The sequence below is a fragment of the Pseudomonas sp. AE27 genome, from assembly GCF_037113495.1.
In the GTDB taxonomy this organism is placed as follows: Bacteria; Pseudomonadota; Gammaproteobacteria; order Pseudomonadales; family Pseudomonadaceae; genus Aquipseudomonas; species Aquipseudomonas palmensis.
Genome location: NZ_CP146966.1, coordinates 1,001,229 through 1,012,357 on the forward strand (window position 1 = coordinate 1,001,229; position 11,129 = coordinate 1,012,357).

Sequence of the window (11,129 nt, forward strand, 5' to 3'; positions counted from 1 at the left end):
GGCAGGCCTTGCGGTTATGTTTATCAACTGAATGCGGAGTATCCGAACATGCCAAAAATGAAAACCAAAAGCGGTGCAGCCAAGCGTTTCTTGAAAACGGCTAACGGCATCAAGCACAAACACGCTTTCAAGAGCCACATCCTGACCAAAATGTCGACCAAGCGTAAGCGTCAACTTCGCGGTAGCAGCCTGCTGCACGCGTCGGACGTTGCAAAAGTCGAGCGCATGCTGCGCCTTCGTTAATTTTTGGTTATAGATAGAGGAAATTACTCATGGCTCGTGTAAAGCGTGGCGTCATCGCTCGTAAGCGTCACAAGAAAATTCTGAAACTGGCTAAAGGTTACTACGGCGCTCGCTCGCGCGTATTCCGTGTTGCCAAGCAAGCGGTCATCAAGGCAGGCCAATACGCCTACCGCGACCGTCGCCAGAAAAAACGTCAGTTCCGCGCTCTGTGGATCGCTCGTATCAACGCTGGTGCTCGCGTCAACGGTCTGTCCTACAGCCGCCTGATCGCTGGCCTGAAAAAAGCGTCGATCGAAATCGACCGCAAAGTTCTGGCTGATCTGGCAGTGAACGAAAAAGCGGCGTTTGCTGCGATTGTCGAAAAGGCTAAAGCCGTTCTGGCTTAAGTACCCACGACAATCATTCGCCGTCGATGTCGGCGGCGGATGTTAAACGTCATAGATAGGGGAAGAGCCTGTAAGCTCTTCCCCTATTTTGTATCTGGAGTCTGTACATGGAAAACCTGGATGCGTTGGTCTCCCAAGCCCTCGAGGCTGTGGAGCGCGCTGAAGACATCAATGCCCTGGAGCAGATCCGGGTTCAATTCCTTGGCAAGAAAGGCGAACTGACTCAGGTGATGAAGACCCTGGGCAACCTGCCGGCTGAAGAGCGGCCCAAAGTCGGCGCACTGATCAACGAAGCCAAGGAACGCGTTACCGAGGTGCTCAACGCCCGCAAAGCCGCCTATGAAGAAGCCGAGCTCAGCGCTCGCCTGGCTGCCGAGTGCATTGACGTCACCTTGCCTGGCCGTGGCCAGACCTCCGGTGGTTTGCACCCTGTCACCCGTACCCTCGAACGCATCGAGCAGTTCTTCACCCATATCGGCTACGGCATCGCCGAAGGCCCGGAAGTCGAAGACGACTACCACAACTTCGAAGCGCTCAACATTCCCGGCCACCACCCGGCCCGGGCAATGCATGACACCTTCTACTTCAATGCCAACATGCTGCTGCGCACCCACACCTCGCCGGTGCAAGTGCGGACCATGGAGTCCACTCAGCCGCCGATTCGCATTGTCTGCCCGGGTCGCGTGTACCGCAACGACTCGGACATTACCCACTCGCCGATGTTTCACCAGGTCGAAGGCCTGCTGATCGATCGCGACATCAATTTTGCCGACCTCAAAGGCACCATCGAAGAATTCCTGCGCGTGTTCTTCGAAAAAGAGCTGGCGGTACGTTTCCGTCCGTCGTTCTTTCCCTTCACCGAGCCTTCGGCTGAAGTCGATATCCAGTGCGTGATGTGCAGCGGCAAGGGCTGCCGTGTGTGCAAGCAGACCGGTTGGCTCGAAGTCATGGGCTGCGGCATGGTGCACCCGAACGTGCTGCGCATGTCTGGTATCGACCCTGAAGAGTTCTCGGGCTTCGCATTTGGCATGGGGGCCGAGCGCCTGGCCATGCTGCGTTACGGCGTCAACGATTTGCGCCTGTTCTTCGACAACGACTTGCGGTTCCTTGCGCAATTTCGCTAGGTCGCGCACCCGTAACGAATCTTTAGGAGAGCAGGATGAAATTCAGTGAAAAGTGGCTGCGCGGTTGGGTCAACCCGCAGGTATCCCGTGACGAGCTGGTGGCACGTCTGTCCATGGCCGGTCTTGAGGTCGACAGCGTAACCCCGGCCGCCGGTCAATTCAGCGGCATCGTGGTGGGCGAGGTGCTGAGCACCGAGCAGCACCCCGACGCCGACAAGCTGCGCGTGTGCCAGGTCAGCAATGGCAGCGAGACCTTCCAGGTAGTGTGCGGCGCGCCGAATGTGCGCCCTGGCCTGAAGATCCCGTTCGCCATGATCGGCGCCGAACTGCCAGGCGACTTCAAGATCAAGAAGGCCAAGCTGCGTGGCGTCGAGTCCAACGGCATGCTGTGCTCGGCCGCCGAGCTGCAGATCAGCGAAGAGAACGACGGCCTGCTGGAACTGGCGGCAGACGCCCCGGTTGGCCAGGACATCCGCGTGTATCTGGACCTGGACGATGCCAGCATCGAGGTCGACCTGACCCCGAACCGCGGCGACTGCCTGTCCCTGGCCGGCCTCGCCCGTGAAGTCGGTGCCCTGTACGGCGCCCCGGTCACCCGCCCTACCGTGCCGGCCATTGCGCCAGGCATCGACGACGTGCGCCCGGTAGACGTGCTGGCGCCGGCCGCGTGCCCGCGTTACCTGGGCCGCGTTATCCGTAACGTCGACCTGTCACGCCCGACCCCGCTGTGGATGGTCGAGCGCCTGCGCCGCAGTGACGTGCGCAGCATCGATGCTGCCGTCGACATCACCAACTACGTGATGATCGAGCTGGGCCAGCCGCTGCATGCCTTCGACCTGGCTGAAATCAACGGTGGCATCCGAGTGCGCATGGCCGAGGAGGGCGAGAAGCTCGTCCTGCTCGATGGCCAGGAAGTTGCCCTGCGTGCCGACACGCTGGTCATCGCCGACCACGATCGCGCCCTGGCCATTGCCGGCGTGATGGGTGGCGAGCACAGCGGCGTTGCGGCCACCACCAAGGATATCTTCCTTGAAAGCGCCTTCTTCGAGCCGATCTCGGTGGCTGGCAAGGCCCGCTCCTACGGCCTGCACACCGATGCCTCGCACCGCTACGAGCGTGGCGTCGACTCGCAACTGGCCCGCGAAGCCATGGAGCGCGCCACTGGCCTGCTGCTGGATATCGTAGGCGGCGAAGCCGGCCCGATCATCGAGACCGTCAGCCCAGAGCACCTGCCCAACATCGCCCCGGTCACCCTGCGTGCCGAGCGCATCACCCAGATGCTGGGCATGGAGATGGACAGTGCCGAAGTCGAGCAACTGCTCAACGGCCTGGGCCTGAAAACCAGCGGTGAGGCCGGGCAGTGGCAGGTCGAAGTGCCCAGCCATCGCTTCGACATCAGCCTGGAAGTGGACCTGATCGAAGAGCTGGCCCGTCTGTACGGCTACAACCGCCTGCCGGTCCGTTATCCGCAAGCGCGCCTGGCCCCGCAGGCCAGGTCTGAAGTGCGTGGCGAACTGCCTGCGCTGCGTCGCCTGCTGGTTGCCCGTGGCTACCAGGAAGCGATCACCTACAGCTTCATCGACCCCAAGCAGTTCGAGCTGTTCAACCCTGGCGTAGAGCCGCTGCTGCTGGCCAACCCGATTTCCAGCGACATGGCGGCCATGCGCGTCAGCCTGTGGCCGGGCCTGGTCAAGGCACTGCAGCACAACCTCAACCGCCAGCAAGACCGCGTGCGCCTGTTCGAGAGCGGCCAGCGCTTCGTCGGCCAGCTGGGCGACCTCAAGCAACAGCCGATGCTGGCTGGTGTGGTCTGCGGCAGCCGCCTGCCGGAAGGCTGGGCCAACGGCCGCGACACCATCGACTTCTTCGATGTGAAGGCCGACGTTGAAGCGGTACTGGGCTTCTCCGGTTCGCTCGACGACTTCACCTTCGTGCCCGGCAAACACCCGGCGCTGCACCCAGGCCAGACCGCGCGCATCGAGCGTGACGGCGTCGAAGTCGGCTACCTGGGCGCCTTGCACCCCGAGCTGGTCAAGACCCTGGGCCTGGATCGCACCGTGTATGTGTTCGAGCTGGTGCTGGCGGATGTAGTGGAAGGGCGCCTGCCGAAGTTCCACGAACTGTCGCGCTTCCCCGAAGTACGCCGTGACCTGGCGTTGATCGCAGGGCGTGATGTGGCGGCCAGCGCGGTGCTGGATGTAATCCGTGAAAACGCGGGCGAGTGGCTCACCGACCTCAGGCTGTTTGATGTGTATCAGGGTAAAGGTATTGATCCTGATAGAAAAAGCCTGGCCGTCGGCTTGACCTGGCAGCATCCATCGCGCACTCTTAACGACGATGAGGTGAACGCCACCACGCAAAACATTCTCACCTCGCTTGAACAAAGGTTGAACACCACGTTAAGGAAATAGCGTATGGGTGCTCTGACGAAAGCTGAGATGGCCGAACGGCTGTACGAGGAGCTGGGCCTGAACAAGCGCGAGGCCAAGGAATTGGTCGAGCTGTTTTTTGAAGAGATCAGGCACGCTCTTGAAGACAACGAGCAGGTCAAATTGTCGGGTTTCGGCAACTTTGACTTGCGTGACAAGCGCCAGCGGCCGGGCCGCAACCCGAAAACGGGTGAAGAGATCCCGATCACGGCGCGTCGAGTCGTCACCTTTCGTCCAGGGCAGAAGTTGAAAGCCCGAGTTGAGGCCTATGCTGGAACCAAGTCATAACGACGAGCTTCCGCCGATTCCAGGCAAACGCTACTTCACCATTGGTGAAGTGAGCGAGCTTTGTGCGGTAAAACCGCACGTGCTCCGTTACTGGGAGCAGGAGTTTCCCCAGCTTAACCCGGTGAAGCGCCGCGGTAACCGCCGGTATTATCAGCGCCAGGACGTGCTGATGATCCGGCAGATCCGGGCGCTGTTGTACGACCAGGGCTTCACCATCGGCGGTGCGCGGTTGCGCCTGTCGGGGGATGAAGCCAAGGATGACACGACCCAGTACAAACAGATGATTCGGCAGATGATTGTCGAATTGGAGGATGTGCTGGTGGTGTTGAAGAAGTGACCGAAGCCGTTTCAGGAATTTTGGAAAAAAAGCTTCCATAATTCAAAAGGTTAAGGTAAATTCTTCATCGTTCTCAGCAACAAGGGGAACATGCTTCAAGCCCAGTCGGGGCGTAGCGCAGCCCGGTAGCGCACTTGCATGGGGTGCAAGGGGTCGAGTGTTCGAATCACTCCGTCCCGACCATATATTTCAATGACTTAGCCACCTTCGGGTGGCTTTGTTGTTTTTGGGGCTAGTGACTTTTCGAGTGACTTCGCCTTTTTCTTCGTCCAATCCTCCTTTTCAAGATCGTCAGCACCGGGCGCGTGAATCGGTTGCCGACACCTTGTTTGCAACTTCAATCAGCTGGTCACGCTCTGCGCAGGATAGCGTCGGCGCCTTAGGGCCAAAGTTTTTTTGTTGCCCGCGCCAGCTGGCTGGGGCCACTACAGACACTGCGCATCCTTCTATTTCGACACCGCAGAGGTAAGAAATTTCTTCGATTGTGGCGGCGGCCCAGCACGGTGCCGGATGGCCGGAACAAACGTGGTGCATACGCCAGAGGTTCATGTTTTCAAAAAAGAGAGCGTTGACATGGTGCCCCTGCCGCTCACCGTCTTCCTGACATTCAGGGGAGGGCAGTATTGCCGGCCATCGACTGGGGGCCAACTTAAGCCAGATATCGCGCGTGAATTATTCCGTGTCAGTGTGGTTTGAGCCTTAAAGCTCTGCAGAACTCGGCGCCTGAGTGGCTTTCTTGGTGGGCTGAACTGGTGCTATCGCGGCTCAAGGGCGCCAGCCCACCGTGTAATCTCGATTTGTCGGACCGTATCACGTAGTATGTGCGCGAAATTCAGTGCCTATTGTCTTCGTCTACTACGGATAGCAACAGACTAATGACTTCTAATTTGTCCCACCCAAAATATAGACCGGACATTGATGGCTTGCGGGCCATTGCAGTTCTCTCAGTTGTAATTTTTCACGCCTTCCCAAGTGTCATGAAGGGGGGGTTTATCGGGGTTGACGTATTTTTTGTAATATCTGGGTTTTTGATATCTACAATTATTTTTAAAAGCCTAGATAGAAGGGCTTTTAAAATAACGGACTTCTATGTTCGAAGGGTGAAAAGAATCTTCCCGGGTCTTTTGTTTGTTCTGATTTCAAGTTATGCACTAGGTTGGTACTTGCTTTTAGCAGATGAATACGCTCAGCTAGGAAAGCACATTGCATCTGGTGCTGGGTTTGTATCAAATTTTACTCTCCTTGGGGAGTCTGGGTATTTTGACAATTCTGCCGAGACAAAGCCACTACTGCACCTTTGGAGTCTAGGTATCGAAGAGCAGTTCTATATTATCTGGCCTGTGGTTTTGATCGTTGCGTGGAAGATTAGATTCAACTTTTTTATTATTGCCTTACTGTTAGCTGCAATCTCGTTCTACCTCAATATTGTTGGGGTCGCAAGCGATGCGACTTCAACATTCTACTCGCCGCACACAAGGTTCTGGGAGTTGCTATGCGGCAGTATGTTAGCGTGGGTGACTCACTACAAAGGTTCTGCGCTGCGAGAAATGAAGATCAGAATCGACGCGGGAATCTCAAATAGATACAGCGCCGTGTCGAACATACAGTCAGCGGCCGGTATTGCATTTCTCGTGCTTGGCTTCATCTTCATCGATAAGGAAGTTGGCTTTCCTGGAAAATTTGCAGCTGTTCCGGTCATTGGAGCGGTGCTGCTTATCGCTGCCGGCCCGGAGGCTTGGCTCAATCGTGTGCTAATGTCCAACAGGCTGATGGTATGGATTGGCTTAATCAGTTTTCCTCTCTACCTATGGCACTGGCCTATTTTAACGTTTGCGCGGATTGTCAACGGTGATGTCCCTGATGTCAGCGTGCGCGTTGCTGCGGTACTGTTGTCTATCGTGCTTGCCTGGATCACTTATCGTTTTATCGAGCGGCCTATTCGTGAAGGGGGCGATGGAAACGGCAAGGCCTATGCTCTTGTGTCCGCAATGGTTGTCATGGGGGCCGTAGGTTTTACAACTTACCAAAAAAATGGATTGGAATTTAGATCTTTGCCGCAGCAAGTATTGGCAAATGTAGGTGTGGTTTCCGGTTACAAGGAAACAATGGGGATCTATGGTCTTGGAAAGTGCTTCATAGACTATCATCAAAGCGCAGCAGATCTAATCAAAGAGCAGTGTGTAAGTGCTGAGGGCGCTGGTCGAAGACTGGTTGTCTATGGTGATTCCGAAGCGGCACATCTTATTGCTGGGATTAGAAAGGTATATGCAGGCAGTGAGTTATCAATTCAGCAGTGGACCGGAACTAGCTGCAGGCCATTTGCTTATATTGAAAATTCAGAGCGGCGCTGCACAGAGTTCTCGGATATGTTTGTAAAGGAGATGCTTCCAGATCTTGGTTCTGGAGATGTGTTGATTGTTGGTGCTAATTGGCTTGGCTCATACTTACGGATCGGTCAAACGCAGTATGAGCAAGAACTGGATCAATTTTTTAGTGATCTTGGAAAGGCTAGGGCCAAGGTGGTGGTGTTCGGTAATACGCCAGATTTTTCCGTTGAGCCAATTAAGTTTGTCGCAAGGAAAACAGCTTTCTCACATGCTCAGCAGTTTATGCGCTCTGATGATTACCTGCATTCTAATCTTGTGATCGAAAGGCTTGCAAAGAAATACGGGCTGGAATACTTCAACCCTTCTTCAGTACTGTGTCGGCACGAAGCACCACTTGAGTGTCTGGTGTATACCGGAAAAAGTATGACCTACTTTGATCGTGGACATTTGTCTGGGGCTGGGTCTGAAATTGTGGTTGAGGGGTTTGCCAAGCAGTTCGAACTACTTGATAAACCAATCGAAGAGATATCGGCATCTGCTGATTAGATATAACATCTAAATTAACCCGGCATTGTGCGGGCTTCTAGATATCCTCCTAATGCCCGCCAAGTTGCGGGCATTTTCGCCTGCTCTAAACCAAGCGATGGCTCGTTTCAAAATCAACAGCCTGCTGCGCGCCAGGCATCAGCCACCTGCAATGCCATCGCTGCCCAGCAGCGCCAGGCAGTGGGCTTTGCCATTGTGGTGCTTGGGCGATTGTTTGAAGACGCTGACCGAATGGCGAGCAGCTGCGCAGCGCTTGAGCGAAGTTGAACAGCGGGCCTTGCATATCAGGCGGTGAAGGATGGAATTCGTCGGAAGGGCGACAGCTATATAGAAGGAGCGGATCGCTCGGCAGAACGCCAGGGCGGGCTAGCCAGGGCCAATGGCCTTTGAAGTGACGTTGCTAGGATGCGTCCGGACTCGTGAGGCTTCGTTGCAGCGAAAGCAGGGCCGGAAATCCTTTATTATCATGCCGTACGCAGGAGTGGCACGCATGGGGTGCAAGGGGTCGAGTGTTCGAATCACTCCGTCCCGACCATATATTCAGAGAATAAGGCCATTTCCGAAAGGGATGGCCTTTTTCATGTGTGTGATTTTTGTGCCCTGGTTTCAGGACACAAACAAAGCACAACGCTTTCAGTGATTGATTTCCTTCTGCGAGGCGGTTGCCTCGGGCTTAGCTGTTAGCTACTGTCCGGCGCGTGAATCTGGGTATTAGGAGCCCGAGCTCTTCAACGATCCTTTTGAGTTAACTGCGTTGGCAGACAGTGTTGGCCCCGCCGGAAAGCAGGAAACGCTCAAAGTAAGGGGCGACCAGTTCAAAGACCAGATAGCCATTCTGTGCATGCTGAGTTCGTTAATAGGCAGTTTTTTAAGAGTGCCTGATTAAAAGATAGCGGGATATTATCTGGAGGCCGCTGGAGATGCTCCAGCGGCCTTAAGTTTACTGCTTTGCCCATGTACCACAAAAAGATATTTGCGAATAGTTAATTTTGTAGAGGCGCCCTTGAGTAGGTGGGCACTCATGAGGCCATGCAGAGCCGATGTCCTTCAAGTAACTTGCTTGGCCGGTATTTATAATAGCTAGACTCCTGACTTGTTTGCATATTAGCGTTTTGGACTTTCCGTCCCAAATGACCCGCTCCCAGTCATTCCCAAATGTATTGGAGCAAGGTAGGTTGGAGTTGGCGGTGTTGTACCCTTTGAAGTCTGTTATGTATCTGTTGGATGTTCCGGTTTTTTTGCAATAAGCAATATCTGATTTTCCATCAAATGAGAAAGAAGACCATCCTTCTCCAAGCGTGCTGCATTTTTGAGCTGCGCTTTTACCGGTCGCAGGCCAAATGGCAGTCACATCGACAACCCCAGTGGGTGGTGTGGGGGGCTCGGGCTCTGGTACGGGAACGGGTGAAGAAACGTATGGAGGAAGCTCAACAGATTTCAAATTTTTACCGCCTTCTGTAGTAGTGGCCACAACTATTACAGCAAGGTCAGCTTCCCTTCTAGTGCAAATTAATGAAAATCCCGACGCGGTAATCTGGTCTCCTGCTTTCGGTATATCGCCCTGGCAAGTGACATCTGAACTGGGTGATATTGCCCACTGGCGAACTTCTGTGAAGCCTTTTTCACCCCCGGGTGAATACTGGATATGATAAATAAAACGTTTTGGGTCTTGAGATGGCTGTATATAATGACTGACGCCAGAGTTGTTTTGTCTAATACATTCAGACCAAGAGCTGGCAATCACGTTGCTGGCTTTTTGGGCGATTTTCTTGTAGAGGGTGTTAGATAAGGCTTCATCATAATCCGATGAGCAGTAACTGCTGGAGTACGACTGATTCGAGCTTGCAGAGCCGGTTATAGTGTTGTAGTTGAGGCTGCCGTCATAGTTGCTTGATCTGGCCTCGGAGTTGCAAATTACATCTTTCGAGAGATTGTATTTGTGCTGGAAGTCTAAGACGTTCTCCTTGTCGTATATTCCGTGTTTAAGAATTGCATCGCAAACGCTGTCGAGCGCAAAAGCCTGGGGTACGGCCAACAAAGATATTGCGGGAAGAAATGATGCCAAAAGCTTCATAAATGCCCTCATTGATCATCGATGTGGTCTCTGAGGGATAGCACACCGACTGGCAATGCGCCAGCCGGCGGAAGACGGGTATTTACTGAAGGCAGGTCTCGACGGGCAAGTCATACCGGACTTCCCAGCAAATGCCGAGCTCGGCATTTGCGAGTAGCACTTCTCCTCCACGCGATACTCCGCCAGAATGCGCGCACATTTCGATTTTGATGATCGGTCTAACGCATGGAGCGAGTAGGTGCGTCATTTACTAGCGGCAATAGTGCTCGGTTTTTCCTGCTCTCTGCCCGCCTTGGCGGGGGATGGACGCGCCGTAGAACCCACGTTCCTTGGAGTAATCGTTACGTCTTCTCTGGCCGTGACGCTGTTTCCCGTGACCCTGACCGAGGACGCGGAAGCCAGCAGCCGAAATAGCAGCAAAAACCAGGATAAAAAAATCGTAGACGCCCGCAATGACGCGGCGGCCTATGTGGCAAGCGACGGCGCCATTCTGGGCGTGGAGCTGCAAGCTGCCTTGTCAGCGCTGCGGCCCGCAAGCACGGTAACTACTGAGGAAGAGATGCAACTGGCGAAGGCGATCCTGGCCTATCAACCAGCGGACTAAAGTCCTGGCTAAAGCGCCTTTCTCACAACGGATTTGCAATCCGTTACATCCAAACCTCAGCCTTTCCCTATTCCCTGTAGTCTCTTTCCCAATCATACTCCCGCCGCACGCCAGCCATTGCGCCGGCCCTGTCAGCGCTCTAGTCTCCTCCGCGTCGTTGCTCATCAACGACCGGCTTTGACAGGCCGTCCCTGACTCTTGGCGCACGTGCATCCTTTATGGCGGCTGTACGTGGGGCACACTCGTGTGCGCCGAGTTCTAGAGTCCTCGGTCTGTCAACCCGCGTACCGCTGCCACCTTCTTGTTTGACAGCAGGTCTGTAGCAGCCTCATCGACTCTAGAGGTTCATCATGCTCAAGATCGTCCCAGACCCACCGCACCACGCCACCCAATCCCTCGAAGACATCCTCATCCAACTCTCCGAATACCTGCTCTGCGCACAGACCGTGTCGCAGCACGCGGTGCTACTTCATTCCCAAGCCCCCCAGCAGATGCTCAGCCTAGCGGCCGTGCATGAGATAGAACACGCGCGGGGGTTGGTGGAGGTGGCGTTGAGCCGGGTTCAGGCTGTTCACTGATGGGGTAGTAGGGGGCTTGGGTGCTATGCGACCGTGTTGCGGTCGTTCGCGGGTCAAGCCCGCTCCTACAGGGTTTTGTGGTGTGCATTCGGCTACGGCGGTGTCTGCATTCGCTGGCAAGGCCAGCTCCTACAAGGTTATGCGGCGCCTGTAGAGCCCCCACACCTCCTGAAATTGGCAACGCTGCAGGAGC

10 protein-coding genes and 1 tRNA gene are annotated in these 11,129 nt (G+C 55.1%); 10 read left to right on the forward strand and 1 reads right to left on the reverse strand.

Translation table 11 applies throughout. From position 1 onward, the window contains the following. Nucleotides 1–48: 48 nt before the first annotated feature. The 8 genes from rpmI to V9K84_RS04835 all read left to right on the forward strand — a co-directional run bounded on the left by rpmI (nucleotide 49) and on the right by V9K84_RS04835 (nucleotide 7,680). Nucleotides 49–243 carry a 50S ribosomal protein L35 gene (gene rpmI / locus V9K84_RS04800; protein ID WP_027620572.1) on the forward strand — a complete coding sequence of 65 codons (195 nt, stop codon included), beginning with the start codon at nucleotides 49–51 and terminating at the stop codon, nucleotides 241–243. 29 nt (nucleotides 244–272) lie between these two features. Beyond that, complete coding sequence (rplT, locus tag V9K84_RS04805) at nucleotides 273–629, forward strand: 50S ribosomal protein L20 (RefSeq protein WP_043860801.1); 357 nt, start codon at nucleotides 273–275, stop codon at nucleotides 627–629. A gap of 107 nt (nucleotides 630–736) precedes the next feature. Next, nucleotides 737–1,753, forward strand: coding sequence for a phenylalanine--tRNA ligase subunit alpha (gene pheS / locus V9K84_RS04810; RefSeq protein WP_054915262.1), 1,017 nt, complete (start codon nucleotides 737–739; stop codon nucleotides 1,751–1,753). Nucleotides 1,754–1,788: 35 nt separating this feature from the next. Further along, nucleotides 1,789–4,164 (forward strand): phenylalanine--tRNA ligase subunit beta, encoded by a 2,376-nt coding sequence (gene pheT / locus V9K84_RS04815; protein ID WP_058541295.1) that lies wholly within the window; start codon nucleotides 1,789–1,791, stop codon nucleotides 4,162–4,164. Between the two features lie 3 nt (nucleotides 4,165–4,167). Further along, nucleotides 4,168–4,470 (forward strand): integration host factor subunit alpha, encoded by a 303-nt coding sequence (ihfA, locus tag V9K84_RS04820; RefSeq protein ID WP_002553164.1) that lies wholly within the window; start codon nucleotides 4,168–4,170, stop codon nucleotides 4,468–4,470. Next, nucleotides 4,451–4,807, forward strand: coding sequence for a MerR family transcriptional regulator (locus V9K84_RS04825; RefSeq protein ID WP_043860798.1), 357 nt, complete (start codon nucleotides 4,451–4,453; stop codon nucleotides 4,805–4,807). The genes ihfA and V9K84_RS04825 overlap by 20 nt, the downstream gene beginning before the upstream one ends. 106 nt (nucleotides 4,808–4,913) lie before the next feature. Then, nucleotides 4,914–4,990 (forward strand) — tRNA-Pro (locus V9K84_RS04830). Nucleotides 4,991–5,694: 704 nt separating this feature from the next. Next, nucleotides 5,695–7,680, forward strand: a complete 1,986-nt coding sequence (locus V9K84_RS04835) for an acyltransferase family protein (protein WP_054915179.1) — start codon at nucleotides 5,695–5,697, stop codon at nucleotides 7,678–7,680. Between the two features lie 940 nt (nucleotides 7,681–8,620). Here the strand turns inward: V9K84_RS04835 and V9K84_RS04840 are convergent. Further along, complete coding sequence (locus tag V9K84_RS04840) at nucleotides 8,621–9,754, reverse strand: hypothetical protein (protein WP_143516655.1); 1,134 nt, start codon at nucleotides 9,752–9,754, stop codon at nucleotides 8,621–8,623. 238 nt (nucleotides 9,755–9,992) lie between these two features. Here V9K84_RS04840 and V9K84_RS04845 point away from each other — a divergent pair, with 238 nt between their 5' ends. Continuing rightward, nucleotides 9,993–10,358: a DUF2388 domain-containing protein gene (locus tag V9K84_RS04845; RefSeq protein ID WP_088515213.1), complete on the forward strand. Its 366-nt coding sequence runs from the start codon at nucleotides 9,993–9,995 to the stop codon at nucleotides 10,356–10,358. A 350-nt stretch (nucleotides 10,359–10,708) separates the two neighbouring features. After that, complete coding sequence (locus V9K84_RS04850) at nucleotides 10,709–10,936, forward strand: hypothetical protein (RefSeq protein ID WP_054915177.1); 228 nt, start codon at nucleotides 10,709–10,711, stop codon at nucleotides 10,934–10,936. The last annotated feature ends 193 nt before the right edge of the window (nucleotides 10,937–11,129 follow it).